We start from the raw sequence: 26,856 nt of genomic DNA on the forward strand, positions 1-26,856 counted from the left end.
TCTGGTTGTGCGAGTCACGAGGAAATTAGTTCAGAGCGCAGCGTGTCGCGCCGCTCGCGGTCGATCGATCCACCCGACAGGGTCGGCGCGGAGCCGACAAGCAATCGTGTGTAGGGATGGTGGGGAGCGTTGATGATCGCCGACGTCTGGTTCACTTCGACCAGCTCGCCGCGGTAGAGCACGAGGGTGCGGTCGGAGATGCCGGCGACCGAACCGAGGTCGTGCGATATGAAGAGCATCGCGACGTCGGTCAGCCGCAGCCTGCCCAGGAGTTCGAGGATGCGCACTCGGTTCGCAGAGTCGAGGGCACTGACCGGCTCGTCGAGAATGAGCAGCCGGGGTTTGGTGATGAGCGCACGAGCGATTGCGACCCGCTGCCGTTGGCCACCAGAGAGTTCTGCCGGAAAACGGCCGAGAAGGTCAGGGTCGAGCCGAACATCCTGAACCTGTTCGCGCACCGCATCGGCGATCGCCGAACGGCTGAGCGTGCCGGCGATGTTCAGCGGTTCGGCGATCGCCTGTTCGACGGTGAAGTCTTGATCGAGGCTGCGCTGCGGGTCTTGGAACACGTACTGAGTCACCCCGCTGCGCCGAAAGTCTCGACGTGCCTTCGACGACAGCCCGACCACTTGTCTCCCGGCGACCAGCACCGACGACCCGGCCGATGGGTCGACGAGGCCGAGCACCGCGCGCGCGATTGTCGATTTGCCAGAACCCGTCTCGCCGATGAGGCCGACCGTCTCGCCCTGGCCGATCTGGAACGAGATATCGTGCAGAACCTGTTTGCGGGCTCTGCCTCGCCCATAGTGAACGTTCAGCTCGGCGACCTCGAGAGCTGAGGAGGTCTGGGCGTCGTGGGTTCGGGCAGTTCGAGGTTCAGTGGCTGTTCTGTCAGGCATAGCGCAACTGCTCCTGTTCCAACTCGTCTTCCGGCACATAGAGAAAACGTTCGAGGCCGTAGAGATCGTGTTCGGAGATGAGCAGCTTCGAGTACTCATGCTGCGGGTTGTAGAGGATGTCGCGGGTCGAGCCCTGCTCGACGACGGCACCGTCTTTCATGACCAGCACTTCATCGCAGAGCTGCGCGACCACGGCGAGGTCGTGCGAGACGACGATCAGCGACAGACCGGCACGCACCTTCAACTCACCGAGCAGGTCGAGAATCTCGGCCTGTACGGTGACGTCGAGCGCGGTCGTCGCCTCGTCGGCGATCAGGATGTCGGGCTCGAGTGCGATGGCCGCGGCGATCAGCACCCGCTGCAGCATGCCGCCGGAGAGTTCGTGGGTGTACTGCTGAAAGACGTACTCGGGATCGTTCAAGCGCACGTCGTGGAAGAGCTCGATGGTGCGCTTCCGAGACTCTTTGCGGCTCAGTCCCGCCTTGACACGCAGTACTTCTTGCACCTGTTTGCCCACCCGGATCGACGGGTTCAGGTACGACGCCGGGTCTTGGAACACGGCGGAGATGTTCGTTCCTCGCAGCTGGGTCCACTCTTTCGGCGTCAGTTCGCTGATGTCTCGGTCGAGCAGGGTGATCGAGCCCCCCGAGACCTCAATGTATTTGGGCAGAATGCCGAGAATGGCGCGGCAGGTGAGGCTTTTGCCGCTGCCTGACTCCCCGACGATGCCGAGAACGCCGCCACGTTTGAGTTGCAGTGTGACGCCTTTCACCAACTCCCTGTCGGAGACGTCATCGTGAATGGTGACGCCCTTCAGATCGAGAACGATCGCACTTTCGCGGCCGGCCACTGGGATGCTCATACGGGCTCCTTCTCGGTGCTCTCGGGGTATGCGGTGTTTTCTGAACCGGCGGTGCTCTCGGCGAACGCGGCGCTGTCGGGGAAGCCCGCGTCTTCGACGCCCTCCGTGCTGTTGACGAGCGCGTTGCCGTAGTCGCCCCTGGCGGCCAGGCGGCGCTCGCGGTTGGCTTTGGCGCCCTTCGACCCGATGAGGGTGCGACCGGATTCGCCCGCGGCATCCCGAATCGCGTCGGCCAGCAGGTTGAACGCCAGCACGGTGATGAGGATCAGCGCGGTCGGGTAGATCGGCGCATACGGCTGCTGCTGCAGGTATCCCAGGTCGGAGGCCAGAATTCCACCCCAGGTCGGAGTGGGCGGCTGAACGCCGATGGCGAGGAACTGCAGGCTCGAGATGACGATGAGTCCGAGTCCGAGGGTCGTGGCCAGCGAGATGGAGATCGGCGGCAGCACCTTCGACCAGACGTGCTTGCGAACGATCCAGCCCGTCGTTGCTCCGGCGAGGGTCGCCGCCTCGACGTACTGCGAGTTGGCCACCGACAGCGTCGCCGATCGGGCGACGCGGTAGAACAACGGCGACACGAGCAGACCCACAGCGATCATGGCCTGCAGAATGCCGTTGCCGAGCAGTGCGGTCGTAGCGACGGCGAAGACCAAGAAGGGCAACGCGATGAACGTGTCGACGATCCGCAGCGAGATCCATTCGAAGCCGGCCTTGAGATAGACCGACAGGATGCCCGGAATAGCGCCGAAGACCAGGGCGATCACCGCGACGAGCACCGTACTGCCGATGCTGAGCGGGGCGCCGGCCAGAATGCGGCTCAGCACGTCACGGCCGAGGTAGTCGGTGCCGAGCCAGTGCGCTGCCGACGGAGCTGCAAGTGCATCGGCGCTGTTGGCCAAGGGATCGTACGGTGCGATGAACGGTCCCAGGATCGTGATCAGGGCGATGAAGATGATCATCGCCACCGCGATCTTCGCGCTCCGTAGCTTCAACGTTGTCTTGACCATGGCGTCACACTCCTCTCGCGGCAGACGGAATCAGGCGGTTCAGAATGATGTTCACGAGCAGGTTGAACACGACGACGAGCACGATCGAGATCACCAGCACCGCCTGCACTGACGGCACGTCGCCGCTCACCGCCGATTGGGCCGCGAACACGCCGTAGCCGGCGAGCCCGAAGATCGTCTCGATCAGCACGGCGCCGCCGAGCAGCGCGGGGAACTTCAGGCCCAGCACCGAAAGCGCGGGTCCGATGCCGTTGCGCAGCACATGCACGAAGAAGACTCGACGCGGCCCCAGTCCGCGCACCACTGCACCGGTCACGTAATTCTCGCGATAGACGGAGACCAGGCCGGTGCGCAGCTGCCGGGCGACGTCGGAGACCGTATCGAAGCTGAGGGCGATGGCGGGCAATATCAAATGGCTGAACCACGGCCAGAAACCCTTGGTGATGGGAACGAAGCCCACCGCCGGCAACAGGCGCAGCCAAATGGAGAAGACGGCGATCAGAGCGATGCCGACGACGAACGGAGGCAGCACAGAGATGATCGTGGTGCCGGTGGTGATCAGTCGGTCGGGCCAGCGCGTCTGGAACTGCGCGGCGATGCTGCCGAAGATGAATCCGAAGACGACGCCGATGAGCAGAGCGAGGCCCGCGACCGAAAGACTGACGGCCGCGCGATCGCCGAGCAGCTTGATGACGGGAACGCCGTTGACCCAACTGTTGCCGAAGTTGCCAGAGAGCAGAGCGCCGAGCCAGTCGAAGTAGCGGGAGAAAAAGGGCTGGTCGAGCCCGAACTGATGGTTGAGAGCCGCGACGGCGTCGGGCGTCGCGGCATCACCGAGCTGCAGAGCAGCGGGGCTTCGCCCGCTGATCGCGCCGAGACCGAAGGTGAAGAAGGAGCCCAGAATGAAGACCGGGATGAAGATGCTGATCGGCTTCCACACCGAGAGAAAGACGCGCTGAGCACGGTGCCAAACGATGTTCTTGGTGCCGACGGGTGCTCGGCCACCCGTCAGAGGTGTGGTCGGCGCGACGGTCGAGGCTGTCATGAGTGGTGCTCCTTTCCGAGTGGGGAGGGCTTCGAGGGGGAAGAGGATCGTGCTCAGGTGCGTAGTGCGAGGTGCGGGGCGAGGGGCGAGGGGCGGAGGGTGTGGATGATCGGGGGCCGATCATCCACACCCCGGGTTCAGCGGTTAGTTGTCGCTGACGTACACGCCGGTCCAGTCGATGAAGCCGTCGACGGCGGGCAGCTCTGACACTCCCGCGCCCCGGGCGACCGGAGTCGAGTAGGTGTAGAGCGAGATGTTGCTGGCGGTTTCATAACCGACCTTCGCCGCAGCCTGCAGGTTCGCGTCGTAGTCGGGCGAGTCGAGCGGCGTCGAGCGTGCCTTCGACAGGGCCGCGGTCAGATCGGGTGAAACGGTCGGCGAGCTGAGGTTCAGAACACCGAGGCTGTCGTATTGGTCGGAGATGGCCGACACGGGCGAGTCGCGTCCCACCCAGCCGAAGAGCGACGCGCCGAAGGTCTTGCCGTAGTAGCCCTTGGCCCAGGTGGCCGTATCGAGCGCCTTCAGGTTCACAGTGATGCCGATCGCCGCGAGCTGCGACTTCAAGACCTCGCCGACCTTGTCGAACTGACCGGTGAGGTAGTTCACATCGAACGAGATCGAACTCGGATCGACGCCGGCGTCAGAGAGGGCCTTCTTTGCCGCGTCGACGTTGTAGGTGTTCTCGGTCGTCAACGACTGCACGAAGTCGACGTGTCCCTGCGGGAACGGCTGGTAGTTCGACTGACCCTTGCCCAGTGCGAGCTGTTGCACGTACTGGTCGGGGTTGGTGGCGAGCCTGATCGCCTTCACCACGGCCGGGTTGTTGAACGGTGCCTGGTTGGTGTTGACGCTCAAGAAGCTCGAACCCCACGATTTGGTGTCTTGCACCGTGAGGCCGGCCTGGGTGGCCTGGTCGACGAGGTCGGGTGTCAGAGTGGCGAAGTTGTCGACGCCGGACTGCAGAGCCGAGACCAGTGTGGTGGGGCTGACTCCGAAGTTGATGCGGATGGTGTCGAGGTGGATGTTCGCGGCGTTCCAGTAGCCGTCCCACTTCTTCAGCGTGACGTGGTCGCCGGGAACGAGTTCTTCGACGATGAACGGGCCGGCGCCGACGGGGCCGGATGCGTTGAACGCGACCGGGTCTTTCTGTACGGCGGTAGGGCTTTCCAGCTGGCCGGTCTTCTCGGCGAGGATGTAGGGAATCTGGTAGTCGGTCTGTTTCAGATCGAGCTGAACGGTGGCATCGTCGATCACGACGGCGTCTTTCACGTCGGCATATACCGCCTTGAGCGCGGAGTTGGTCTGCGAGAAGATGCGGTCGATGTTGAACTTCACGGCGGCCGCATTCACCGGAGTGCCGTCTTGGAACGTCAGCCCGGTCTTGAGGTGGATGGTGATCTGATCGCCCGCAGTGTTGTAGTCGAATCCGGTCGCGAGATCGGGAACGATGTTGTGGTCGGTGTCGAGGGTGAACAGTGACGCATAGATCGGGGTCGTGAGGTAAGTGCCTGACGTGCCGCCGATGACCAGCGGGTCCCAGTTGGCCGGAGCGCTGGTGTACGCCCAGTTGATCGTTCCACCGTCGACGGGCGTCGAACTGGCAGACGCATCGCCCGTTCCTCCGCTCGCCGAGCATCCTGCGAGCACCAGGCTCGTCAGGGTGAGCGCGGAGGCTATGGCTAGGCCGCGAGTTCTGTTCTTCATGATTCTCCAAGGGGATGGGCTGGGTGTGAAGTCATGCTTGCACAGCGATTTCGCGGGCCGCTTGTTTGTTACTGAAGGCTTAGCTTTGTTACGAAAGATGTTCAGATATGTGGCGGTTTGTTGCGTAAATCGAACCGAACAATGCTGAACTGCCTATGCTCGCTGTGACCGCGAGACCTGACACTGGAGGCGCTCAATCGTGACTGACCATCAAATTCGAAGCCCGCGACGCGGGCTGTCCCTCTTCTTGCAGACGCCGCCGAACCAGAATCCGGCCCGTATCTACGAGCAAGCCATCGGGGTGATCGAGATCGCCGAGCGAACCGGCTACGAGATCGCCTGGATCGCGGAGGCGCACTTCGCTCCGATCGGTCTGCCATCGGCGCTCACCTTCTTGGCGGCCGCGGCCCAGCGCACGACGTCTATCCGGCTGGGCACGGCCATCATTCCTGTGGTGTTCGATCATCCGATCCGTCTTGCTGAGACGGCCGCGGTGACCGACTACCTCAGTGGCGGCCGCCTCGAGTTCGGTGTCGGCAAGAGCAATGGCGGGGGTTTCTCAACGCCTGCGTTCGAGGCCTTCGGGCTGCCGGAAGAGCAGAAAGACGCGCTCTACGACGAGAGTTTCGCGCAGCTGCGACATGCGCTCGAGGGAGTCATCGAGAGCGGTGAGAAATCGCTGAGCGTGTACCCGCCGCCGCAACCGTTGCTGTCTCGTCTCTGGCAGGCGACGGCCACGCCGGCAAATGCCGCGAACATCGGGCGAGCAGGTGACGGCTTGCTGTTGCACCGCCTTGCGTTCGCGGGCGAGACCGGGCCGGTGCAATCGGCGCTTATCGACCGCTATCTCGACGCCTACACGGCCGACGCATCGCCGCGCATCGGAGTGTCGCGGTCTGTGCTGCCCGCGGCATCGAGGGCCGATGCGATCGCGCTCATTCGCGCCGACTTCGAGAAGAACCCCCGTCAGTACACCGGCTTCGGAGCGACATCGCCCGATGATTACCTTGCGCGTTCGAACGTCTACTACGGCGAGATCGAAGACATCGCCGAGCGTCTGAACGACGATGCTGCGGTCGCACGATCGACCGACTATCTGTTCAGTATTCCGCTCCCGAACGATTCGCCGGAATTCCTCGAGAGTCTGCACGTCATCGCCGACGAGCTGTACACGAGACTTCCCCTCGGCGCTGCGCAGGTCGTGAGATGACGATCTCTTTGGGCACACCCGCATTCACGAGCGACTGGAATGTCTGTCGCGAGCAGAATGAGGCGCGCCGGCGTGACCCGTACGGATTCCTCGCCTACTCGGCCATCTATCGGCTCGACCAGACACCGAGGCGACTTTTCGGACTGCCGGGCGAATGGGCTACCGGACCGGAAGGCCCGACGGTGGAGTTGGGGGACTCGGAGGAGTTGACCATCGACGCGAGTGCGGTCACCGGGCGTCACACCTTCGCCGTGGTGGCGGAGCGCGAGTTTCGGCGCGCTGCGCGTTTCGGCGACATCGTGATCGAGCTCTCGGAGCGCGGCGGTGTCGACCTCGTGCGCCCGATCGACCCGGCGCACGGACTGCGCGAATGGTACGTCGAGACACCCGCGTACAGTCCCGACCCCGCATGGGTCATCGACGCGGTCTTCGAGCCGTTCGATCTTTCGCGCGATACCGCGATCGAAGCAGCGGTCGAGGGAATCACTCACAGCCACCGAGCAGTGGGCGAAGTCGTTTTCGAACTGGGTGGCGAGGAGCACCGTCTGTTGTTCTTGGAGGCGCCGCGGGCCGGCCAGCCCGGTGCCGCATTCGCGGTCTTCACCGACTCGACCAGCGGTGTCACCACTTATCGGGCGAGCAGGTCGCTGCACACCGTACTGCCCGTCGGTGGCGGCCCGTTCGCGCTGGACTTCAACCGCGCCGGAAACTTGCAGTGCGCCTACACCGACTTCTCGCCGTGCCCGCTCGCGCCCGCGCAGAACAAGCTGCCGGTGCCCATCGAGGCCGGTGAGAAGATTCCCGTGTTCGGCACCGAACACGTAGGCAACTGACGAGTGCAACACATCTGGGGCCGTCACCCTCGAGAGAGTGACGGCCCCACATCTGTGACCGCTTTCGCGTGCATCAGCGGGCGGGCAACAACGGCTCCTGCTCGGCCTCTTCGGGGTCGGCGAATGACGCTTCGAGCTCCTCGCGAGCAGCGGTATAACGGTTCTCGACGAACGGCAGACCGAGGTTCTCCCGCAGCGTGGTGCCCTCGTAATCTGTGCGGAACAGGCCGCGCGCACGCAAGATGGGCAGCACTTCGTCCACGAAGCGGGCGAACTGATCGGGATGACCGATGTGGATGTTGAACCCGTCGAGCCCACGCTGCTCGAACCAGCGTTCGAACTCGTTTGCGACCGTCTCGGCCGAGCCCACGAACGGGCCCTGACGCGGGCTCGACGTCGTCTCGATGACCTGGCGCAGGGTCAGCTTCTTCTCCACCGCCAGCTCGACGATCTTCGCTGCCTGCGTGTAGAACCCGCGCTCCGCGTACGTCAGGGTCTCGGCCGGGAACGGCGCATCGAGATCGTACTGGCGAAAATCGTGCCAGGCGAATGCCCGGCCGAATTCGGCCAGCGACTGTTCGAAGCCGCCGTCGGCGAGTTGGGTGACTCGCTCGATCTCGCGCGCATCCTCATCGGTGTCGCCCACGAACACAGATACCCCCGGAACGATCAGAACGTGATCGGGATTGCGGCCTTTGGCGGCGGCCCGAGCTTTGATGTCGCTGTAGAAGGCCTGTGCTGCCTCGAGGGTCGGGGCGTGGGTGAAGATTCCCTCGCCGATGGCCGCGCCCAGGTCTCTGCCCTGCTCGGAGTCGCCGGCCTGGAAGATGACGGGCTGGCCCTGGGGAGAGCGAGACAGGTTGAGCGGGCCGACCACGTGGTAGTACTCGCCGCGGTGATTTAGGGTGTGCTGCTTCGACGGGTCGAGAAACACCTTGGTCTCGCGGTCGGCGGGGAAGGCATCGTCTTCGTACGAGTCCCAGAGTCCCTGAGCAACCTGTACGTTCTCCAACGCGCGCCCGTATCGAGTGTCGTAGTCGTAGTGCTCGTCGAGGCTGAAATTGCCTGCTGTGCCCGCGTCGCCGCTGGTGACGACGTTCCAGCCGGCACGGCCGCCGCTGATCACGTCGAGTGAGCCGAAGCGCCGTGCGATGAAGAACGGGTCGTTGAACGAGGTGGTCAACGTGCCGACCAGCCCGATGTTTTTTGTCGTCACGGCAAGGGCTGACAGCAGGGTCAGTGGCTCGAGCCGGTTCAGGTAGTGCGGCGGTGAGTCTGCCGTGATGAATTGACTGTCGACGATGAAGACCAGGTCGAACTTCGCAGCCTCTGCGATTCGTGCCTGTTCGATGTACCAATTGATATCGATGCTGGCGTTCGACGGGATGTTCGGATCGAGCCAGGTATTGAATTGACTGGGCCCTCCCACTCCGGTGAGAACTGCACCGAGTTTGATCTGACGGCGGTTGCCTGTTTCTGTCATTGCGGTCGTGCCCCTCGCGAAATCGACGTATGTATGTCTCGCCATTGTCGTCGTCGGGAGCGGTCGGGCTGTGTTTCCTTACTTATTGTTGCAGTAACAAACTGTTATGTTCTGCCAACAAACGAGTCGCTCCGCCGTCGTTGTCAGTCGAAGTATTCGCGATTGCTCGCGCTCGATGCCTCGGCGATGGCGCGGGCGAGTTGTGCCATGAGAGCTTCGTCGTCGGGCAACTGGGTCGCCGAGATGCGCAGCAACGGCGTCGAGGGCGGCGTCACGAACGATTTGCTGCCGGCACCGACAGAGATGCCCTTGCGGGCGAGCGTCAGCAGGGCATCCGTCTCGTCGTTCACCTCGACCCAGACCACCAGGGACTCGGGGCCCGAGCGCACGCGAAGTCCCTCGCGCCGCAGCGCCGTCGTCAACGCGGCGCGGCGAGCGGCGTACGTCGACTGCGCCAGAGCCACTGAGGCCGCAGCGTCGTCGCTGTCGATCAGGTAGGCCAGGGCATCCTGCAGGATTCTACTGTTCGACCCGACCCCGTGGCTGCGCAGTGCAATCGTGCGTTCGATTAGCTCGCGCGACCCCGCCAGCACGCTGGTTCTGACGTCGATGCCGAACGCTTTGCAGTAGCTGCGAATGCGGATGACTTGGCGCGGAAGGTACGCGCCGAGCGACGGCGACTCCGCGACGCCGAGCGGGCCGATGGAGTCGTCTTCGACGATCCAGACCGGCTCCGAATGGTATCGGAGCACGTCGGCGAGTTGTTCCGCTCTGGCGGGTGAGACCTGGTGGCTGACGGCGAAGGGTGCTCCCGGCTGAAAGACGAAAGCCACCGGATGCTGGGCCAGCGCCGCTCGCAGAGAATCGACCGTGGGGCCCTCGTCGTCTGCCGCGACACCGATGGCGGTCAGCTCGAGCTCGCGCAGGGTATCGAGAAAACCGGGACCGACGGGCTCGTCGACCGCGACCACCGATCCGGGGGGTGCCGCCGCAGCGGTGGCCAACAGTAGCGCCTCTGTGCCTCCCCCCGCGGTCACCCAGGCTTCGGGCTCGAAGGGCCACGTCGGCGTCACGGCAGCGAGTAGCCGTTCGGTCATGTATTCGCGGCCGAAGACGTTGAGGTTCTTCGAATCGAGCGTCGATAGCAGCGCGGCACCGAGTTCGGGCTGCAGCGAGATGTCGGGAGCGCTCTGCGAGAGGTCGATAGCCGACCAATCGGAGAACGGCGGCCCGGGCAGCGCTGCCTCGGATTCGAGGGCGACGGTCGTGCCTCCGCGCCGATGGGTCTCGACGAGGCCCGATTCTCGTAGTGAGTTCCATGCCGTCAACACTGTTCCGACGCTCGTGCCCGTCGCCTTCGCCAGGTCGCGGATGGTGGGCAGCTGCGCTCCACGCTCGACATCGCCCGATCGGATGAGCGCGGCCACCGCTTCTCCGATGCCCACGGCGCTGGTGTCGGCGATGCGCTGCGCCAGCCACTCGGGTGAAATTCGGCTGACCGTCGTCGAGCTCATCCGTAGTCTCTCCGGGTTCGATGTTCACAATGATTGCTTCAATCATATTGTTCAAACCATCTCGCAGTCCCGTGGGAGTGCGGCTCCGTCCCGTGCGAGAGCGGATGCGTCACAGGCAAACAGTGGGGGTATCGCTGGCCCGGCGCAGAGACGCATGTCGTTATGTTTCAACAATGATCGCTTTGTTACACTGACGCGGTTGCGAAATTGATACAGTCGCACGACTACCAGATGGAAGAGGATCGATCGTGTCGCAGCCAACGAAGTTCAAGCTCGGTTTTCTCACCCATGTCGAGGGTGGCGACTCACTCAAACAGTCGTACTTCAACGCCCAAGAACTGTTCGTCGCAGCCGATGAACTCGGCTTCGACACGGGATGGGTCGCTCAGCACCATTTCTCGCCGCAGCCGAATGCCGGCCTGGGTTCGCCGTGGACGTTTCTGGCCAACGTCGCGGCCAAGACCACGAACATCCATCTCGGGACCGCCATCACGATCCTGCCCCTCGAAGACCCCATCCGCCTGGCCGAAGACGTCGCCGTCGTCGACCTGCTCTCGGGCGGCCGCGTGCAGCTGGGTGTGGGCAGCGGATACGACCCGGCGGCCTACCGGGCCCTTGGCAAAGACATCGAGAAGAAGCGTGAACTCACCACACACGGCCTCGACCGCCTGCGTCGCGCACTGGCCGGCGAGCCGCTGTTCGAGGGTGGGCCGCAACTCAAGCCGTTCTCGACCGATCTCGCCGAGAATCGCATCTGGCAGGGCGTCTTCAGTGAGCAGGGTGCGCACTACGCGGCCGCGGCCGGCAGCAACCTGCTGCTCAACCGCGCGACCTACGGGCACAGCGAGCCGACCGACGTCGTGCAGCGTCCGTGGGCAGATGCCTACCTCGCGTCGCTCACCAAACCGACCGCGCGCGTCGGGCTGTCCCGCCTGATCTTCCCCGCCGCGTCGAAAGAGGAGTCGCTCACATTCATCGGCGACGGCATTCTCGACAGCCTGATCTCGATGAAGAAGCACAGCGGGTTCGACAACCTCGGCGACGACAGCCTGGAGAACGCGCTGTTCCGCTTCCACGCGTTCTACGGGCATCCTGATGAGGTCATCGAACAGCTCGGCCGCGAACAGGCGTTACCCGTAGCGACCGATCTGCTTGCGCAGTTCAACCCGGCGCGGCCGACGCTCGATGCATCCATTCGGGCTCTCGAACTGCTCGCCACCGAAGTCGCCCCGGCGCTGGGCTGGCAGCGACAGCACCCCGCAAATGTGGCGGCACCTGCCCTTGCGGCGCTCTGACTCTCTGTCTCGACCGCCTTCCTTGCCCCGACACTGCTCCCAGACACTTCACTTCTCTTCGCCGTCAACCACCCTCACGAAAAGGAACCGTCTCCCGTGACCACCACCCACGACACCGTCACCACCACGACATCACCGCTGATCTCCCGAACTTGGCCCGTACCTCAGGGACTGCGGGTTCGCGGCACGGTCGTCGTGCTGGGCGGCCGCGGTGAGACGCCAGATGTGTACAACCGCTTCGGCAACCGCATCTCGATCGACGCTTACGCGGTCGTCGCCTTCGCTGATGCGTTCGGCAACGAGGGCGACGTCGCAGACGAGATCCGTTCGCGAATCGCCTCGGCCGAGCTGACCGCGCCGATCGTCGTGGTCGGTTCCGACGTCGGCGCGGTTTCTGCCGTCGATGTTGCGAAAGAGCTCGGGTCGGAGATCGCGGCGGTCATCGTCGCCGCCTACCCGACGGCGGGAGCATCCTTCGTCGCGGCCGACTGGCAAGAAGAACTGCTCGAGCGAACCACGTGCCCCGTGCACCGCGGTGTGCTCGACGCCGATGCGGGCGTCGAGCACGGTTCGTTCGCCGAGGCGCTCGACGCCGATCTGGTGGCTCGTGATCTGAGTACCCTGACGGTTCCCGTCGTCGCGATTCACGGCGGTGCCGACCTGGTCAGCCCGCTCGACGACGCACTGGCGACGTATCGGTCGAATCCGGATGCCCAGATCTGGGTCATCGAAGGCGCGAAGCACGACGTACTGAACGATTCGACCCACCGAACCACGGCTGCGGTCGTGGTGCAGTTTCTCGAAGCCGTGCGGTCGGGAGCAACCGAGTCGATCGCGCGGCGCGTGCAGTGACGGGGGAGATCGCGGAGCAGATCACTGCTGCAGTGAGTTTCGCCACAGACCAGGTGCACGCCGGAGCGTCGAACGGTGAGCCGCAGAATCCGGCCGTCGTGCCGATCTATCAGACCGTCGCCTACGAGTTCGCGAATTTCCAGTCGGCGAAGAACATCTTCGCGCTGCGTGAGGTCGGCAACCTGTACTCACGCACGGGCAACCCGACGCAGGGCGCCCTCGAGAGACGCCTCGCTGCCCTCGAAGACGGCGTCGCGGCGCTTGCTGTCTCTTCTGGTCAGGCGGCCACCGCCATCGCTCTGCTGACCCTCGCCAAATCGGGCCAGCACATCGTCGCCGCGCGCCAGCTCTACGGCGGAACGGTCGACCTTCTGGCGGACACCTTCGCCGATTTCGGAATCGACGTGACGTTCGTCGACCAGGACGACCTCGAGGCCTGGCGTACCGCGGCGCAGCCAGAGACTCGTGCTTACTTCGCGGAGTCGATCGGCAACCCGATCAACAGCGTGCTGCCCGTGCAGGAGATCGCCGACATCGCGCATGCGGCCGGCGTTCCGCTCATCATCGACAACACGATCGCGACACCGTACCTGCAGCGCCCAAAAGACTTCGGGGCTGACATCGTCGTGCATTCGGCGACGAAGTTCCTCGGCGGGCACGGCAACTCGCTGGCCGGGGTGATCGTCGATCTCGGCACCTTCGACTTCGGTGCCGACCCCGCACGGTGGCCGCAGTTCACAGAACCCTACGACCGCGTCAGCGACGTTACGCTGTGGACGACGTTCGGCCGCGAACGCAGCGCCTTCCTCGTCTACGCAAAGACAAAGCTCGTGCACGACCTCGGCCCTTCGCTCTCGCCGTTCAACAGTTTCGAGATCCTCCAGGGCATCGAGACACTTGACCTGCGCGTGCAACGACAGACCACTAGTGCTCTCGCCGTGGCACGATTCCTCGATGCCCATTCCGGAGTCGCGGCGGTGCACTATGCGGGCCTCGAAGGCAACCGCTGGTACGAGCCGGGCCGCCGGTACCTGCCGAAGGGCACCGGATCGGTCTTCTCGTTCGACCTCGCCGGCGGCGAAGCGGCGGCACAGCGATTCATCGATTCTCTGCAGATCTTCCGCCTGGTGGCGAACATCGGCGATGCACGAAGCCTCGTCATCCACCCGCCGACGATGACACACAGCCATCTTTCCGAGGAGCAGCTTGTTGAAGCTGGCTTCTCGCACGGCACGGTGCGGCTCTCGATCGGTCTCGAAGACCCGAACGACCTGATCGGCGACATATCCCGATCGCTCGAGCTGCTGACACGCGAGCCACTGACAAAGGAGTAGACCAATGGATTTCGGATACTGGACGCCGGTGTACGGCGGCTTCTTGCGCAATGTCGGCGACGAGGGCATGCCCGCTACGTGGGACTACATCAAACAGATCTCGGTGCAGGCCGATCGCCTCGGCTTCCACACAACTCTGGTGCCCGAGCTGTACCTGAACGACCGCAAGGGCATCGAGGCCCCCAGCCTCGAAGCGTGGGCGCTCAGCAGCGCGATTCTGGCCGTCACCGATAATCTGCGGGTGATGACTGCGATCCGGCCGGGCTTTCACCTGCCCACGGTCGCCGCCAAGACCTCGACGACAATCACCGACATCGGCTCCGACCGGTTCGCCCTGAATGTCGTGGCGGCGTGGTGGGCCGAAGAAGCGAAACAGTACGGAGGGAATTTCACCACGCATGACGCCCGCTACTCTCAGGCGACCGAATTCGTCGAGATACTGAAGGGCCTGTGGAGCGTTACTCCGTTCAGCTACAACGGCGAGTACTACTCGGTCGATGAGGCCGTGCTCTCGCCGAAGCCGAACAAGCTGCCCGCGATTTTTGCTGGAGGGGAGAGTGAAGCTGGTCGCGACGCTATTGCCGCATTCGCCGACTCGTACGTTCTGCACGGCGGCACGGTCGAGGAAGTGCGCGACAAGGTGACTGACCTAAACGAGCGCCGCAATCGCGTCACAGGTTCCGACTTCGCCGAGTTCGGAATGGCAGCGTACGTCATCGTTCGCGACACCGAAGCCGAGGCTCAGCGGGAGCTCGATCGCATCACGACGGTGGATCCCGGGTCTCCGGGTTACGCCTCATTTGAGGAGTTCCGCGCTCACTCGCAGCTCGACGTCGAGCTCAGCAAACGCGAATACTCTGTCGGCACGCGTGGACTTCGGCCCAATCTAGTGGGCACGCCTGAGCAGGTCGCCGAACGCATCCTGGCCTATCAGGATGCCGGGCTGACGTTACTGCTTATTCAATCGTCTCCACTGCACGAGGAGCTGGAGCGCATCGCAGCCGACCTGATTCCGCTCGTCGGTCGACGCTCACTCACCAACAGCGCCGTCTGACGACGCCCACTTTCACAACTGGCGGTACCGCTCGCGGACGCGGGATGCGCAGTTGATGACCTATGCAGCTCCACGAATTGACGATTGATACGGCGCGTTCGTGTCCGATCGGGGCCCACCCCGCCCCCGTATCGGCATGTGCTCGTCGCGCAGATGGTTGCGCGACTATGTTGGTCGGCGGTGGCCCAGACATCGCCCTATGGCTTACGGTGAAGTTGCGCTGATAATGAACGTTACGTCAATACCCAAAGTGGTCCGAATTTGCTATTTGCGCGCCCGACGTTGATGTGGACCGCTCCGCATTTGCCTGGACGAAAGGCTTAGGTGCCAAAGTCCCGGCTCTCGAGGTTTGGACACATTTTGGACACACTTGGTTGAAATTCATGTGATTTGGTGCGCCTCCATGAGACCCAATATCCTTGTATTTCCGGGGTTTTTGGCCCCATCCACCATGGGTATCTGAGGCTCATTCGAGTTCAAATCCCACCGGTACCGCCACTCTCTAACCCCCTACTTCCCCGTAATCATGCGGAAGTCAGGGGTGTTTGCTTGCGCCGGAGGTGCTTCTGGCAACGGTTTGGCAACATCCGCAGAATTCTTGGCCTTATTCAGAGCCGTGGCAACGGCGTCAAGGTCGTCATCGAACAGGTCCGCGTACGTGTCGAGCGTCATCGCGGCGGAGGCGTGACCGAGCATCCGCTGCACCGCCTTCACATTCGCGCCGGCCGAGATTGCGAGGCTCGCAGCCGTGTGTCGCATGTCGTATCGTCAGCCGCGAGAACGTCGGGTCGGCCGCCTGCGACTTCCTGACGGCCGAGGCGAACCACCCCCTCAGCGAGTGCGGCAGGTGCATGTGACTGTGTCCGTCGCCGAACAAGAGTGCGTCACGATCCTTGCCTTGGCAGAGAGCGGCGATCGGCAGCGACAGGAACGCCGGGTACGGCACCGAGCGGGTGACGTGCGACTTCGGGGTGCCGACGATGATCGTGCCGCTGACGTCGACAGCGTTCTCGCTGACCAGCACACGCCGTCTGAGCGTGTCAATGTCTCGGATGCGGAGTGCGGTCGCCTCTCCCCGTCTAAGGCCCGCGTAGGCGAGGAAGAGGACGAGGGTGCCGTTTTGGCCGGCACTGTCGGCGAGGGTCTGCACCTGGTCGTGCGACAGGTATACGCGGCGTTTTCCGACCTTGCGCGGGAGGTTCACCCCGCGAGCTGGGTTGGCGTTGACGCGTCGATCCTTCACGGCGTTGTCGAGGATCGCAGCGAGCACTCCGTAGGCCCTCAGGACGGTCGTGGCACCCGAGTCGGCGCTCATCTCCGACACCCACGTCTGCACCTCAGTGTGTCGGATTGTGCCTACTGCGCGCATACCCCACTTCGGCTCGACGTGCCGCCGCCACGCGATCTCGACAGGCCGAAATGATGACGGCTTGAGGTGCGTCTGTGACGCCAGCCATTCGACTCCGAGCGCGCTCACGGTTGATCTTGCGGCTGACGCGTCGATGAACTCGCCTCGAGCCTTCGACACCTCAACCGACGCCAGGTACAGGTCAGCGTCACGCTTAGTCCTAAACCCACGCTTCTGGCCCCGCGAGTGGTCGGGTTTGCGATAGAGCACCCGGTATCGCTTGCCCGCAGCCGTCGTGTACGAGTGGACGCTACCCAAACTCTTCCTCCTCGTCGGGGTCCCAGCCGGACGCCTTGAGCGTCGCGCGCGCGGCGGGATTTGCGAGGGGCTCCTTCCACGCCGTTAGGTAATCGCCGATGCCCGGAAACATGGCTAGTGAGAGAAATACTTCCGTCATTGGCACTCGATCGCCGTTGGGGTCCTCTACCCAAGCGGTCGGATGCTCGGCGTACTTCTGAACGGCGTCTAGGTATATAGCTCGGAACGAACGCAGTCCAATCATGTTCGCTGCGGTATTGAACAGGTCTTCGGCGTAGTCGCGACCGGCACGGCGGACATCGTTTGCTAGCGATTCGGGAGAGTCGGGGAATCGATCAGCCAGAGACTCCACGGGAATATGGACGAGTTCGGCTAGAGCGACACCCTCACCTACGGTGACCTTTCGTTTACCGCTTTCGATCTTGTAAACGGTCTGCTGATGGAAGTCGTACCCGCGCATCGTCATGTGACGAGCCACGTCTTCTTGGGTGAGCCCCTTGCGCTCTCTGGCTCGTCGAAAGGTGACAGCGAACGCGTCGTCTTCGCTTTGGAATACTCGCATGGGTGCCGCCGTCCCGAAGCCTGGCGAAGGCACGATCACCGGTGTGACGGGCAACTGGTGCACGCTCAGCACCGATTTTGGCAACGTGACCGTCCCGTACCCTGTCGGCACAACCCCGACGGTCGGTGACCTGTGGAAACTGGTGTGGCAGGGCGGCGGGTTCGCTGTCGCCCCAATGTCGACCGGTTCAGCGACCATCACCCCACCCCCGAACCCGGGCGGCGGTGTCAGCAACCACGTCGACACGTTCAACGCGTACGACGCCGGCTCCTACTCCTCCACGTACGGGTCAGGCTGGTCAAACCCGCAAGTGCTGTCCCAGGATCATTGGCAGGGTGCATGGTTCTACGGCACGAAGATCGCAGACACCGTCCCCGCGACAGCGGTGATTCAGAAGGTGGAGATCCATGTTTCGATTCAGTCGCAGTCCGCCGGTAACCCCACCTTCGCGCTCCACAATTACGCCAGCAAACCGGGCGGCGCACCGTCGTACGGCACCAGCCAGTCGTTCCCTCTCGCGGGCGGTTGGTTGACGCTCCCGAACTCGTGAGGTGACGAACTGAAATCTGGCGGCGACGCACGCGGTGTTGGTATCAACCACGGTGGGTTCTCAACTCTGTCATCTCTCACGCAAGACGGCCTTTCCGGCTGCATCCGGATCACCTCGCAGTACTGAAGGGAAATCACATGTCGAGCGTCCGCCGGATGTCGGATAGCAGCCTGGGTCCGCAGGCGGGCGTGATGTGGATCGACTCCGACGAGCAACGGGTGCGCGCGAAGCAGCTCGAGATGCTGGCGATCGACGAACGTTCGGCCGAGCAGTGGGTCAACGCGATGCGTGAACTCGTCTCGGAGAACCTCGGCGATGAGGAGTTCACGCTGAAGCGAATGGCGAGGCTCCACGCGTGGGAGAAGCAACGCAAACGAGAGCAGCACAACCTCCACTACAAGTACGACCCACGTCGACGTAACCCGAAGCTCGTCGAACGGGACACCCGCCGCCAGATCGAAGCGTGGCGGCGACGCCTAGATGAGAAAGGCGCACAGCTGCGTGCATTGCCGGCTCTAGCCGCCGTGGAACAGCCCCCGCACACTCAACAGCCACCCACGCGGAGAAGCGCTCACAGGGGCCCACAGCATCGAGCAGGCCGACGCCAGTGCGGTCTCTCGCCGGCGTGGACCCGGTCATCGTAGCGATGATCACCCAAGACATCGACATCGCGGCGCTCGAGTACGCAACCGATGACGAGATCCGGGTGGCATACATGCGCGCCCACCACCTGGACGCCGAGCAAGCTCAGCAGTACGTCGACATGCTCAGTGCTGGCGACTAGCGCGCGTCAGCATCAGGGGAAATGATCCGCATTGTCAACCAGCGCAAGCCGACGAGTTCATCGAGGCGGGACGCAAACTCCTCGACCGCTAAGGCGGCGTCTGTGAGGGTGTCGAACTTGTCGACGACCAGCGCTGAAGGCCCTTTGCGGAACGTTCGGCCCTTCGTCAGCTCGGTGTCGGCCCAGTCCCACCAGTCACAGTGGATCGCGTCATCGCGTCGAATCTTCACCCGGTTCGTGTCACTCCAATCGAGAACTTGTTTCAAACCCGGGATGTTCTGCTCAGTTGATCGGAGAAGCTTCACCAGAGTCGCCCAAGTCTCGTCGACTTCCTCAAATGAACGCTCCGCCAGCTTCCTATCCAGCACCAGAAGACGCTTCATGGCCGCCTCAGCCTTGCCTCCGGCTACCGCGAGACGGCCCACCCAGTAATAGAGATCACGCCTGTATGCCTCGTCAGCCGCCGATGGGCCCCCAACCCGTTCCACTCGAGCCGAGCCAATAGCGATGGACTTGGCGTCATCATCTGGCACCCATACATCGAAAGAGATCGGTCGAACGTGATTCAGCATCATCGTGGCTCTTGACCATCCCGAATCCAATTCGAAACTCCCCGACAGGTCCTCCACTCGCTCATTACCCATGCCCAGACACTAGCGAGAGCCGGATGGTGAACTACAAGCGCAACGCGCACACGCGCATGGCCGATGCCGAACGTTCGGCAGAGGGACCCACCCGTTTTACCTTCGTACCGTTCGAACCGCCCCATTTGAACTACCTACGCATCACACGCGCGCGGGCTGCTTTGACTGGTCGAGTGCAGCGAGCAGTGAACTACAGGCGCGACGCGTGCGCGCGGAGTCCGGTTGTACCGGGACAGTGATGAAGAGTCGTGTGAACTACGCGCGCATCACACGTGCGCGATGAACCCACTTCGACCGGTTGGAGTGCGCTTCGGAATGAATGACGGCAAGTCTGGCTAGACTCTCGCTCAGTCAATGAGTCTGATTGGAACACGTGCCGAATCCAGTATCACGTTGCGCGACGCCGCGAGTGGTTCCTCTGGATTGGGTCCACTGTCGCGTCGGTCCAAGTGTGATTCCACACGTGATCGCAGAGATGGCGGCGGTTTTCGAAGGGCTCACAAATATCCAGAAGCACGCGCTATACGCCGAGATCAGCTCCGTCATGCAATTGGCGCAGGAAGGCGGGTTGACGCCTCAGGACGAGGTCAAGAAAATCGCTCAGGACCCTGTCTTGTGGGAACTGAGGTGGAACGTCGACGGCAAGCAGTACCGCTTGTACCACGCCGAACCAAGTAGTGACTTGTCCATCCTGGTCTCGCTTCGATTTCACCTGAAGGACACCTCAGGTGACCCTCTATCGGTGACCGCACGACAGAACGGTGAGATTCAGAGGGCCATTCTGCGTTACCACGACCCAGACAATACGCTCTGGGGAAACATCGAAAATCCACTCGCGTAGCCGACATTCGGTGCGTATAGACTCCACTCTATGCAAGAACTAGCTGAACTGATCGGAATCGATCCGACTTCGCCCGATCAACTTCGCGCTGCTGAACTCGTCCGACGCGATCGCGAGTTTCTAAGGTCTCTGGTGAAGGTCCGTGAGAGCCAGGGCTTTACTCAGCAAGAAGTTGCCGATCGATTGGGAATCACCCAACCCTCGGTAGCATCGTTTGAACGTTACGATAGCGACCCGAAGCTCTCGACAGTGCGCAGGTATGCCCTCGCCGTTGGAGCGCTCGTAGGCCATGCTGTCGCGGCAGATAAGGGCCAGCTCGCGAACTCTGGAGAATGGGTGTCCTTCGTCTTCGCAGGCCGTCAAGAAGACCCGGCGTTCGCGCCGGTGCGAACCACCCGCACCGTGCCCGCCGCCAAGGTTGCTTTCGCTCTGTCAGCATGAGTGGCCCGATCACGGACATAGAGGCTCTTGTTGAATCCATAGACATCGACGGCATCGAAGTCTACGAAATCGTGGCGAGGGGCGTTGCCCGCGAGGATGAAGGATTCGAAGACCGGTCCGCAATATCGGGAGCTGTCCGACATGAACGGGGCTTCCTGTGGATCAGATTTGTGTACAAATTTGAAGCTACGGCGGGGGAATACTCGGTCGATATAGCGGCTCGCTACGTTTTGTCTCAAGAGACTCATATTGATCAAGCCGTGATCATCGAGTTTGCGGAGCGGGTTGCATTTATGACCGTCTATCCATTCATCCGCGAAACGGTCTTCAGCATGGCCTCACGGCTGGGTCATCCGGCCCCGATACTTGGTCTTGTGAAGCAAGGTGACTTCAGCTTGCAGCAGGGTGAAGATCCACGCGACCTTTCGGCAGACGAGCCCTCCGCCTGACCCCCTTGGGGCTCTCAGGACGATGGGACGCAGCATGGGCCGGAGCTCCAGTCCCCAATATAGGGCTCAAAGCGTGGGCTCATATGGCCGGCGTGACGCCGGTGGTCGGTCCGTCGTCGTCTAGGTGCGCGTAGTTCACGCTACGGCCGTAGTTTCAGATTCTGGAGCGGCCTATTTCTTCGAGTGTCTTCTCAAGCCACGGCTTTCTCGCCGTGGGCGGTTCGGGTTCAGGTCGTCGTACGGGTTCCATGGTGTGGTTGCTACCGGCTTCGAACGCTGCTCGAAGCTCGGTCTTCGAGATCCTCCAGTGACCACCGCTGCGGTCGCCTGGGAGTTCACCGCGTTGTAGCCATCTGGTGACCAGCGCACCGGATGAATGCATGAACCGCATCGTGTCGTTGAAACCGAGGGTGTCCGGCCACTCCTCGAACAACCAGTCGAGGTAGTTGATTTGGCCGGGCTGCAGGATCTCGTCGAACGAGCTACGAACGGACAGCTGACTGCGCCACGAGCAGCTGCGGGCTTTCGTCAGCCGCTTCTCGACATCGGCCGGCGGGAACTGCTCGGGGAAGGAGCGATTCATTTCGAGCACATGCTCTAGGACGTCGACCTCGGCCCGATAGTTGCCAAGCTTGCGTTCAATGATTGCGACTTTCGCGGCCCAGCCGGGCGGCATCGTGTCCCATTCACGGTTGTTCCCGACCGCGACCATGCATTCGCGCGCGAGGTTCAGTGCCCCGTAGAGATCGCCCGTTCGTTTCAACTCCTCGATGTCAGGAATCCAGTAGAAGACAAGCTCGCCGCGCACTCTCAGGTTCAGTGCGGTTCGACGTTCGCTGCCCCCATAGGCGAGTTTGTGGGCGAGGGACTCCTGGCATTGGTCGTGGTGTTGCCGGACGCGCTCGGCCCGCCGTTCACTTGCTGTGGTGCCCACGACGATCTCAAGTTCGTCCCCCATGCCCCGAACACTACTAGTGGCAACGGAATGGCAACGGTACACCTCATCGTGCGGTGTCGTAACCGTATCGATATTGCTCAAGAGCACTGCAAATACGGGCATCTCGGCAGGATGCGATGCGTTTAGCGGGGCGCGACTAGGGTTCAAACCCCACCGGTACCGCCACTCTCAAACCCCCTGCTTCCCTGTCATCACGCGGAAGTCAGGGGGTTTTCTTGTGCTCTGCACCCCGTCTGGACACCTCTCGACTGCCCTGAATGACACCAGGTCGATCAATCTGGAGACAGTTGCGACCGCCCAATCCGGCGATCGTGGTCGCCGTCCGTGCGGCTGCGGATGTCAAGGCCCCTGCGACGGGGCCGCTGGGTCTCTTCTGCTGCGTAGATTGGCGGTATGACATCTCGGTGGACCGCAGCGGACATCCCTGACCAGACCGGCAGAACCATCATCGTCACCGGAGCCAACAGCGGCCTGGGCGAGGCGGCCGCCAGCGCCCTGGCCGCACACGGCGCGCACGTCATCCTCGCCTGCCGCGACACCGATAAAGGTGCCGCCGCGGCGACGCGAATGAACGGCGATGTGACGGTGAGGCAACTCGACGTCGCCGATCTCGGCTCCGTCCGCCGATTCGCAGACCAGACCGGCCACGTCGATGTGCTCATCAACAACGCCGGAGTGATGGCCACCCCCGAGCAACGCACGGCCGACGGTTTCGAGCTGCAGCTCGGAACGAACTATCTCGGACACTTCGCCCTCACCGGATTGTTGCTGCCGAAGATCAGCGAACGTGTCGTGATGGTCTCCAGCCTCGCGCACATCATCGGACGCATCGACCACGACGACCCGAATTGGCGCACGCGCACCTACCGGCGCTGGCCCGCCTACGCACAGTCCAAACTCGCCGACCTCATGTTCTCGTACGAACTGCACCGGCGCCTGCACGCCTCCGGATCCGCGGTCCGATCGATCGCTGCGCATCCGGGCATGGCACGCACCGAACTCCACACCCACACCGATCGGGTGCAGAGCGCTCTGATCGCAGCCCTCACGAGCGTCGGGCAGAACAGCGCGAAAGGCGCCCTTCCTTCCCTCTACGCAGCAACCTCTCCGAACGCGACCAGTGGCCAGTACTACGGACCAGGCGGCCCCGGAGAGATCCGAGGCTACCCCCGCCCCGCTTTCTCGACTCGAACAGCCCGAAACGCTGCAGCAGCAGCCGAACTCTGGGACCTCTCAGAAACACTGACCGGAGTGCACTTCCTGTCACCCGTTCCACCTGGCGCCGAGATTGCAGCTGTCGGCGGCGCACCAACCAAAGCGGAAACGGCTGCCTGGCTCACAGCGGGCGCCATCGTGGGAGCTGCTGCCCTCACGCTCGCAACGAAGCGCGCCCGACGCTGAACGTTCACCGGAGCCGGGTCGAACCAATCGGCAGCATCTCGATCGGGACCGGATTCGAGCTCGAGCGACGGTGGCGGGGGCGTTGGCCCTCTAGGCGGTCATCCGGCCCGCGAACCGGTGAGCTGCGCCCTCGACCGCTACCCGCTTCCGCCGCCACGCCGCCCGGCGGTAGCGTTTCAGCATGAGTGCAGCGAAGACGCCCGCCGCCGTTGTGGAGATCGACGGCGAGGAGGTGCGCGTCACCAGCCCCGACCGCGTGGTCTTCCCCGACGTCGGGCTCACAAAGCTCGACATCGTGAACTACTACGTGGCCGTCGCCGAGGGCGCCCTGCGCGGGGCCGGCGGCCGGCCGATGGTGCTGAAGCGGTTCGTGAAGGGCATTGACGAGGAGGCCTTCTTTCAGAAGCGGGTGCCCGAGAGCCATCCGCCGTACATCGACACGGCGACCCTGCACTACACGCGCGGCACGTCGGCCGAGGAGACGGTCGTGCGCTCCGCGGCCGGCTTGGCGTGGGTGGCGAACCTCGGCTGCCTCGATCTCAATCCGCATCCGGTGCGCGCCGAAGACCTCGACCACCCCGACGAGTTGCGCGTCGACCTCGACCCGATGCCCGGTGTCGACTGGTCGCAGATCGTCGACGTGGCCTACATCGCCCAGGAGGTGCTCGCCGACTACGAGCTGGTGGGCTGGCCGAAGACGAGCGGGTCGCGGGGCCTGCACATTCTCATCCGCATCCGCCCCGAGTGGAGCTTCGCCGAGGTGCGGCTTGCTGCGGAATCGCTCGCGCGAGAGGTGGAAAACCGCGCCCCGGGGCTGGCCTCGGCCAGGTGGTGGAAGGAGGAGCGTGGCGAAAGCGTGTTCGTCGACTTCAACCAGAACGCGAAGGATCGAACCGTCGCCTCGGCCTATTCCATCCGTTCGCTCCCGGATGCCCGGGTCTCGACTCCGGTCGAATGGAGCGAGGTGCGCGCGCTGAAGCCCGAGCAGTTCACCGTGGCCACCGTGCTCGAGCGCTTCGCCGACATCGGCGACCCGCACCGCGGAATCGATGAGGCGGCCGGGTCGCTCGAGGGACTGCTGCGCCTCGCTGAAGAGCTCGGCCCGGCGGAGAAGCCGCCCCGGGGCTCCGACGGGTCTGGTCGTCGATCATCGACGATGCCGCTCATCGAGGTCGCGCGCACGAAGACGAAGGGCGAGGCGACGCAGTTGTACGAGCAGTGGCGCGCCGGGCATCCGGATGCCGCAGCCGCCCTTCATCCGGCCGATGTGCTGATCGACGGCATGAGGGGCTCGAGTTCACTCTGGTACCGCGTGCGGGTGAATCTGCAGCACGTTCCGGAGGGCATCCGCCCGGCCCAGGAGCCGCTGCTGGCCGATTACGACCCCTGGGCGCGTTGACGTATCAATAGCTTGATGATCAGCTGGAGGGCGCTGTGCGGCGATGATTTCCTTCAGTCGATGATGGCAGTGGCTTCCACTTCGATGAGGTAGTTCGGGTCCCAGAGCGCAGTTACGCCGACGAAGGTGCCGGGGTGCTGGAATTCGACACCGAGAGCGTCGGATGCGCGGCGGCGGCCGGCCATGACCATTGCGGTGCTCTCTGGTGTCATACCCACGACGTACACGGTGACTCGGGTCATGTCATCTGTGGATGCTCCCAGTTCTATCAGCGCTCGGGCGACGTTGAGGTACGCCTGCTCGCTTTGTGCGGTGAGGTCGCCTTCTCCGACAAGACGCCCGTCCGCGTCCCAAGAGACCTGACCCGCAAGCGCCGTCAGAAGGGGCACCACGGCCCCGCAGGGGTTCGCCGCCGGTGGGTGCACAGTAGAGTTGTCGCCGCAGCGACGAGATGGAGCATCGATTGACGCAAGGTACGCCACAGGAATCGGCTCGCGCTGCATTGACGCGAAGCGAAGCGTTCAAGACAAGCGACATCTCGTCGTACACGCAGAACTACGTAGATCTCACGGTCGATCGTTTGCCTGAAATCGATCGTTCTGCCATGCACCTCGTGCTCCTTCTCACGCGAGTGTCGCGCATGGTGTCGTACGACATCGAATCGTGGGCCCAGCGCCCGGGCGGGCTCAGTTCACCGGCGTTCTATGTCGCTGCGATCCTCTGGCTCGCCGGGCCGCTCGAGAGCTCGAGGGTGGCGGCGATCAGTGGAATGAGTCGCTCGGCTGTCTCGTCGCTCATCAAAACGCTGGTTCGCGACGGCTGGGTCGAGCGGTCGTACTCTGAGGCGGATGCTCGCGTCGTCTTCGTCTCACTGTCGCAGGAGGGCCAAGCCCGGATTGCGACGATCGTCTTGGGCGTGAACGCACGCGAGAGGCATTGGGCATCAGCTCTGAATCAGGCTGAGCGGGAGCAGCTCATCGGACTGCTCGCGAAGATGATGACGAATGTGCCGGAGACGCTGCCCGATCACGCGACCGACGAATCGGCGAAGTAGTCCCGCGCGAGCTGACTCGCAGACGATCGGGGCAATTGGCGCCCGTGTGTTCGGAACATCGAGGAGTCGCGAAAGTACCGTTGCATTCGCGTTCCGTCGCTGACGTTGAGCGTGCCGGCGTACACGAACATCTCATCGATAGCGGCAGTAGCCAGGGCTCCGGCCGTTCGCGCCAGCCCGGCCATGCGCGATGCATCCAACGCAGTGAAGGTCTCCCCGCTGCGCACCGCGCGACGCGCTGCACGAACGTACGAGCCGGCAGAAGCCAGTGCCAGGGTTTCAGCAGAGTCGATCGACGCGAGGGCGCCCCCGAGAACTTCCTGGTAGACCGGGTCGTCGGCTTTACCGGCACCCCGGATGTTCGCGCTCATCGATGTGGTGACGATTCGCTCGAACTCGTCGAATGCCGCGCGCGCAGTGCCCACAATCACGGCAGCCAGCCCCGCATAGTGGTACCCGTCGGTGCGCCCGAAATAGAGCGGATCGTCGTGGAGGCGGCTGCCGACGGTGCTCGTGGCGTCGGTGTCGTCGAATCCGCGGATGATCGCCCTGGCGTCGGGCACGACGACGCCCGACACTCGCACCGCGTTCGAGCCGCTCGCCTTCATGCCGAATGCACCCGACCAGTCATCGAGTACCTCGTATTCCGCACGTTCGAGCAGGAGTGTGACGGAATCGTCGGCTGCATCGCTGCCGGAGGCGGCAATGGTGAGAAGAAAGTGCGTCGAATACGGCACGCCGGATCCGAATGGGAACTCGCCGTCGACCAGCCATCCGTCATCGACCTTGAGTGCCTTTCCCGTCCGTGCGAAATTGTGGGGAGCGATGAACTCGCCCCGGGGGCCGAAGGCGACGGCCTGAACGTCTGCGGGCCAATACGACGCGAGAGTGATCTGGTGCCCGGCACCAAGCGCGTAACACCATCCGCTGCCCGGGTCGGCACGTGCGATCTCGATCACTGACTTCGTCAACACGGGGAGTGGCAGCTGAAGACCACCGAATCTCCTCGGGGCGG

General features: G+C 63.3%; 29 protein-coding genes. 15 read left to right on the plus strand and 14 right to left on the minus strand.

The window, feature by feature from the left end:
• Positions 1–14: 14 nt before the first annotated feature.
• From V3W46_RS08585 to V3W46_RS08605, 5 genes are all read right to left on the minus strand, one after another.
• Entirely contained in the window at positions 15–899 is an 885-nt protein-coding gene (locus V3W46_RS08585; RefSeq protein ID WP_331782679.1) for an ABC transporter ATP-binding protein, read from the minus strand.
• Positions 892–1,761, minus strand: a complete 870-nt coding sequence (locus V3W46_RS08590) for an ABC transporter ATP-binding protein (RefSeq protein ID WP_331782680.1) — start codon at positions 1,759–1,761, stop codon at positions 892–894. The genes V3W46_RS08585 and V3W46_RS08590 overlap by 8 nt, the downstream gene beginning before the upstream one ends.
• Positions 1,758–2,768, minus strand: a complete 1,011-nt coding sequence (locus V3W46_RS08595; protein ID WP_331782681.1) for an ABC transporter permease — start codon at positions 2,766–2,768, stop codon at positions 1,758–1,760. Before V3W46_RS08595 ends, V3W46_RS08590 begins: the two co-directional genes overlap by 4 nt.
• A 4-nt stretch (positions 2,769–2,772) precedes the next feature.
• The gene (locus V3W46_RS08600) at positions 2,773–3,813 is read right to left on the minus strand and encodes an ABC transporter permease (protein WP_331782682.1); all 1,041 of its coding nucleotides are present in this window, start codon (positions 3,811–3,813) and stop codon (positions 2,773–2,775) included.
• Between the two features lie 144 nt (positions 3,814–3,957).
• Complete coding sequence (locus V3W46_RS08605; RefSeq protein WP_331782683.1) at positions 3,958–5,517, minus strand: ABC transporter substrate-binding protein; 1,560 nt, start codon at positions 5,515–5,517, stop codon at positions 3,958–3,960.
• 199 nt (positions 5,518–5,716) lie between these two features.
• Between V3W46_RS08605 and V3W46_RS08610 the strand changes: the two genes are divergently transcribed.
• Together V3W46_RS08610 and V3W46_RS08615 are read left to right on the plus strand one after the other, a co-directional pair.
• On the plus strand, positions 5,717–6,727 hold the full coding sequence (locus tag V3W46_RS08610; RefSeq protein ID WP_331782684.1) for an LLM class flavin-dependent oxidoreductase: 1,011 nt from the start codon (positions 5,717–5,719) through the stop codon (positions 6,725–6,727).
• Positions 6,724–7,560 carry a DUF1684 domain-containing protein gene (locus V3W46_RS08615; protein WP_331782685.1) on the plus strand — a complete coding sequence of 279 codons (837 nt, stop codon included), beginning with the start codon at positions 6,724–6,726 and terminating at the stop codon, positions 7,558–7,560. The genes V3W46_RS08610 and V3W46_RS08615 overlap by 4 nt, the downstream gene beginning before the upstream one ends.
• A gap of 73 nt (positions 7,561–7,633) precedes the next feature.
• On the opposite strand, the gene V3W46_RS08620 is transcribed toward V3W46_RS08615, so the two are convergent.
• Positions 7,634–9,043, minus strand: a complete 1,410-nt coding sequence (locus V3W46_RS08620; protein ID WP_331782686.1) for an LLM class flavin-dependent oxidoreductase — start codon at positions 9,041–9,043, stop codon at positions 7,634–7,636.
• A gap of 143 nt (positions 9,044–9,186) precedes the next feature.
• Positions 9,187–10,557 carry an aminotransferase class I/II-fold pyridoxal phosphate-dependent enzyme gene (locus tag V3W46_RS08625; protein ID WP_331782687.1) on the minus strand — a complete coding sequence of 457 codons (1,371 nt, stop codon included), beginning with the start codon at positions 10,555–10,557 and terminating at the stop codon, positions 9,187–9,189.
• A gap of 248 nt (positions 10,558–10,805) precedes the next feature.
• Between V3W46_RS08625 and V3W46_RS08630 the strand changes: the two genes are divergently transcribed.
• The 4 genes from V3W46_RS08630 to V3W46_RS08645 all read left to right on the plus strand — a co-directional run bounded on the left by V3W46_RS08630 (position 10,806) and on the right by V3W46_RS08645 (position 15,092).
• Positions 10,806–11,852 carry an LLM class flavin-dependent oxidoreductase gene (locus V3W46_RS08630; RefSeq protein ID WP_331782688.1) on the plus strand — a complete coding sequence of 349 codons (1,047 nt, stop codon included), beginning with the start codon at positions 10,806–10,808 and terminating at the stop codon, positions 11,850–11,852.
• 96 nt (positions 11,853–11,948) lie between these two features.
• A complete protein-coding gene (locus V3W46_RS08635; protein ID WP_331782689.1) occupies positions 11,949–12,704 on the plus strand; it encodes an alpha/beta hydrolase in 756 nt (251 codons plus the stop codon).
• A 32-nt stretch (positions 12,705–12,736) separates the two neighbouring features.
• Positions 12,737–14,038: an O-acetylhomoserine aminocarboxypropyltransferase/cysteine synthase family protein gene (locus tag V3W46_RS08640; protein ID WP_331782690.1), complete on the plus strand. Its 1,302-nt coding sequence runs from the start codon at positions 12,737–12,739 to the stop codon at positions 14,036–14,038.
• A 4-nt stretch (positions 14,039–14,042) separates the two neighbouring features.
• Positions 14,043–15,092 (plus strand): LLM class flavin-dependent oxidoreductase, encoded by a 1,050-nt coding sequence (locus tag V3W46_RS08645; protein ID WP_331782691.1) that lies wholly within the window; start codon positions 14,043–14,045, stop codon positions 15,090–15,092.
• 510 nt (positions 15,093–15,602) lie between these two features.
• On the opposite strand, the gene V3W46_RS08650 is transcribed toward V3W46_RS08645, so the two are convergent.
• The 3 genes from V3W46_RS08650 to V3W46_RS08660 all read right to left on the minus strand — a co-directional run bounded on the left by V3W46_RS08650 (position 15,603) and on the right by V3W46_RS08660 (position 17,320).
• The gene (locus tag V3W46_RS08650) at positions 15,603–15,806 is read right to left on the minus strand and encodes an integrase (RefSeq protein WP_331782859.1); all 204 of its coding nucleotides are present in this window, start codon (positions 15,804–15,806) and stop codon (positions 15,603–15,605) included.
• The gene (locus V3W46_RS08655) at positions 15,730–16,407 is read right to left on the minus strand and encodes a hypothetical protein (protein ID WP_331782867.1); all 678 of its coding nucleotides are present in this window, start codon (positions 16,405–16,407) and stop codon (positions 15,730–15,732) included. The genes V3W46_RS08650 and V3W46_RS08655 overlap by 77 nt, the downstream gene beginning before the upstream one ends.
• Before the next feature lie 343 nt (positions 16,408–16,750).
• A complete protein-coding gene (locus V3W46_RS08660) occupies positions 16,751–17,320 on the minus strand; it encodes a helix-turn-helix transcriptional regulator (RefSeq protein ID WP_331782692.1) in 570 nt (189 codons plus the stop codon).
• Between V3W46_RS08660 and V3W46_RS08665 the strand changes: the two genes are divergently transcribed.
• The 3 genes from V3W46_RS08665 (at position 17,319) to V3W46_RS08675 (ending at position 18,654) form a co-directional block, all read left to right on the plus strand.
• Positions 17,319–17,870: a hypothetical protein gene (locus tag V3W46_RS08665; protein ID WP_331782693.1), complete on the plus strand. Its 552-nt coding sequence runs from the start codon at positions 17,319–17,321 to the stop codon at positions 17,868–17,870. The two genes, V3W46_RS08660 and V3W46_RS08665, sit on opposite strands and share 2 nt — an antisense overlap.
• A gap of 137 nt (positions 17,871–18,007) precedes the next feature.
• Positions 18,008–18,514, plus strand: coding sequence for a hypothetical protein (locus V3W46_RS08670; protein WP_331782694.1), 507 nt, complete (start codon positions 18,008–18,010; stop codon positions 18,512–18,514).
• 2 nt (positions 18,515–18,516) lie between these two features.
• Positions 18,517–18,654 carry a hypothetical protein gene (locus tag V3W46_RS08675; RefSeq protein WP_331782695.1) on the plus strand — a complete coding sequence of 46 codons (138 nt, stop codon included), beginning with the start codon at positions 18,517–18,519 and terminating at the stop codon, positions 18,652–18,654.
• Here V3W46_RS08675 and V3W46_RS08680 read toward each other — a convergent pair.
• Positions 18,651–19,298, minus strand: a complete 648-nt coding sequence (locus tag V3W46_RS08680) for a hypothetical protein (protein ID WP_331782696.1) — start codon at positions 19,296–19,298, stop codon at positions 18,651–18,653. The genes V3W46_RS08675 and V3W46_RS08680 overlap by 4 nt on opposite strands.
• Before the next feature lie 463 nt (positions 19,299–19,761).
• Between V3W46_RS08680 and V3W46_RS08685 the strand changes: the two genes are divergently transcribed.
• From V3W46_RS08685 to V3W46_RS08695, 3 genes are read left to right on the plus strand one after another with little or no spacing between them, the layout of a single operon-like run.
• On the plus strand, positions 19,762–20,139 hold the full coding sequence (locus V3W46_RS08685; protein ID WP_331782697.1) for a hypothetical protein: 378 nt from the start codon (positions 19,762–19,764) through the stop codon (positions 20,137–20,139).
• A 30-nt stretch (positions 20,140–20,169) separates the two neighbouring features.
• The gene (locus V3W46_RS08690; protein ID WP_331782698.1) at positions 20,170–20,580 is read left to right on the plus strand and encodes a helix-turn-helix domain-containing protein; all 411 of its coding nucleotides are present in this window, start codon (positions 20,170–20,172) and stop codon (positions 20,578–20,580) included.
• Positions 20,577–21,029 carry a hypothetical protein gene (locus tag V3W46_RS08695; protein WP_331782699.1) on the plus strand — a complete coding sequence of 151 codons (453 nt, stop codon included), beginning with the start codon at positions 20,577–20,579 and terminating at the stop codon, positions 21,027–21,029. The genes V3W46_RS08690 and V3W46_RS08695 overlap by 4 nt, the downstream gene beginning before the upstream one ends.
• Before the next feature lie 154 nt (positions 21,030–21,183).
• Here V3W46_RS08695 and V3W46_RS08700 read toward each other — a convergent pair whose 3' ends face one another.
• Entirely contained in the window at positions 21,184–21,987 is an 804-nt protein-coding gene (locus V3W46_RS08700; protein ID WP_331782700.1) for a helix-turn-helix domain-containing protein, read from the minus strand.
• A gap of 393 nt (positions 21,988–22,380) precedes the next feature.
• Between V3W46_RS08700 and V3W46_RS08705 the strand changes: the two genes are divergently transcribed.
• Both V3W46_RS08705 and V3W46_RS08710 read left to right on the plus strand, forming a co-directional pair.
• Entirely contained in the window at positions 22,381–23,388 is a 1,008-nt protein-coding gene (locus V3W46_RS08705; RefSeq protein ID WP_331782701.1) for an oxidoreductase, read from the plus strand.
• A 181-nt stretch (positions 23,389–23,569) separates the two neighbouring features.
• A complete protein-coding gene (locus V3W46_RS08710; RefSeq protein WP_331782702.1) occupies positions 23,570–24,787 on the plus strand; it encodes a DNA polymerase domain-containing protein in 1,218 nt (405 codons plus the stop codon).
• 53 nt (positions 24,788–24,840) lie between these two features.
• Here V3W46_RS08710 and V3W46_RS08715 read toward each other — a convergent pair whose 3' ends face one another.
• Positions 24,841–25,290: a RidA family protein gene (locus tag V3W46_RS08715; RefSeq protein WP_331782703.1), complete on the minus strand. Its 450-nt coding sequence runs from the start codon at positions 25,288–25,290 to the stop codon at positions 24,841–24,843.
• Positions 25,291–25,391: 101 nt separating this feature from the next.
• Here V3W46_RS08715 and V3W46_RS08720 point away from each other — a divergent pair, with 101 nt between their 5' ends.
• Positions 25,392–25,841 (plus strand): MarR family winged helix-turn-helix transcriptional regulator, encoded by a 450-nt coding sequence (locus V3W46_RS08720; RefSeq protein WP_331782704.1) that lies wholly within the window; start codon positions 25,392–25,394, stop codon positions 25,839–25,841.
• Here V3W46_RS08720 and V3W46_RS08725 read toward each other — a convergent pair.
• A complete protein-coding gene (locus tag V3W46_RS08725) occupies positions 25,814–26,800 on the minus strand; it encodes a hypothetical protein (protein WP_331782705.1) in 987 nt (328 codons plus the stop codon). The genes V3W46_RS08720 and V3W46_RS08725 overlap by 28 nt on opposite strands.
• Positions 26,801–26,856 lie beyond the last annotated feature (56 nt).

Source organism: Subtercola sp. YIM 133946 (assembly GCF_036553535.1).
In the GTDB taxonomy this organism is placed as follows: domain Bacteria; phylum Actinomycetota; class Actinomycetes; order Actinomycetales; family Microbacteriaceae; genus Subtercola.

Excerpts from the sequence above, each read along its gene's own strand:
- V3W46_RS08585 (WP_331782679.1), bottom strand. The coding sequence starts at position 899 with ATGCCTGACAGAACAGCCACTGAACCTCGAACTGCCCGAACCCACGAC.
- V3W46_RS08590 (WP_331782680.1), bottom strand. The coding sequence starts at position 1,761 with ATGAGCATCCCAGTGGCCGGCCGCGAAAGTGCGATCGTTCTCGATCTG.
- V3W46_RS08595 (WP_331782681.1), bottom strand. The coding sequence starts at position 2,768 with ATGGTCAAGACAACGTTGAAGCTACGGAGCGCGAAGATCGCGGTGGCG.
- V3W46_RS08600 (WP_331782682.1), bottom strand. The coding sequence starts at position 3,813 with ATGACAGCCTCGACCGTCGCGCCGACCACACCTCTGACGGGTGGCCGA.
- V3W46_RS08605 (WP_331782683.1), bottom strand. The coding sequence starts at position 5,517 with ATGAAGAACAGAACTCGCGGCCTAGCCATAGCCTCCGCGCTCACCCTG.
- V3W46_RS08615 (WP_331782685.1), top strand. The coding sequence starts at position 6,724 with ATGACGATCTCTTTGGGCACACCCGCATTCACGAGCGACTGGAATGTC.
- V3W46_RS08620 (WP_331782686.1), bottom strand. The coding sequence starts at position 9,043 with ATGACAGAAACAGGCAACCGCCGTCAGATCAAACTCGGTGCAGTTCTC.
- V3W46_RS08625 (WP_331782687.1), bottom strand. The coding sequence starts at position 10,557 with ATGAGCTCGACGACGGTCAGCCGAATTTCACCCGAGTGGCTGGCGCAG.
- V3W46_RS08645 (WP_331782691.1), top strand. The coding sequence starts at position 14,043 with ATGGATTTCGGATACTGGACGCCGGTGTACGGCGGCTTCTTGCGCAAT.
- V3W46_RS08655 (WP_331782867.1), bottom strand. The coding sequence starts at position 16,407 with ATGAGCGCCGACTCGGGTGCCACGACCGTCCTGAGGGCCTACGGAGTG.
- V3W46_RS08665 (WP_331782693.1), top strand. The coding sequence starts at position 17,319 with ATGGGTGCCGCCGTCCCGAAGCCTGGCGAAGGCACGATCACCGGTGTG.
- V3W46_RS08660 (WP_331782692.1), bottom strand. The coding sequence starts at position 17,320 with ATGCGAGTATTCCAAAGCGAAGACGACGCGTTCGCTGTCACCTTTCGA.
- V3W46_RS08670 (WP_331782694.1), top strand. The coding sequence starts at position 18,008 with ATGTCGAGCGTCCGCCGGATGTCGGATAGCAGCCTGGGTCCGCAGGCG.
- V3W46_RS08675 (WP_331782695.1), top strand. The coding sequence starts at position 18,517 with ATGATCACCCAAGACATCGACATCGCGGCGCTCGAGTACGCAACCGAT.
- V3W46_RS08680 (WP_331782696.1), bottom strand. The coding sequence starts at position 19,298 with ATGGGTAATGAGCGAGTGGAGGACCTGTCGGGGAGTTTCGAATTGGAT.
- V3W46_RS08690 (WP_331782698.1), top strand. The coding sequence starts at position 20,170 with ATGCAAGAACTAGCTGAACTGATCGGAATCGATCCGACTTCGCCCGAT.
- V3W46_RS08695 (WP_331782699.1), top strand. The coding sequence starts at position 20,577 with ATGAGTGGCCCGATCACGGACATAGAGGCTCTTGTTGAATCCATAGAC.
- V3W46_RS08700 (WP_331782700.1), bottom strand. The coding sequence starts at position 21,987 with ATGGGGGACGAACTTGAGATCGTCGTGGGCACCACAGCAAGTGAACGG.
- V3W46_RS08705 (WP_331782701.1), top strand. The coding sequence starts at position 22,381 with ATGACATCTCGGTGGACCGCAGCGGACATCCCTGACCAGACCGGCAGA.
- V3W46_RS08710 (WP_331782702.1), top strand. The coding sequence starts at position 23,570 with ATGAGTGCAGCGAAGACGCCCGCCGCCGTTGTGGAGATCGACGGCGAG.
- V3W46_RS08715 (WP_331782703.1), bottom strand. The coding sequence starts at position 25,290 with ATGCAGCGCGAGCCGATTCCTGTGGCGTACCTTGCGTCAATCGATGCT.
- V3W46_RS08720 (WP_331782704.1), top strand. The coding sequence starts at position 25,392 with ATGCACCTCGTGCTCCTTCTCACGCGAGTGTCGCGCATGGTGTCGTAC.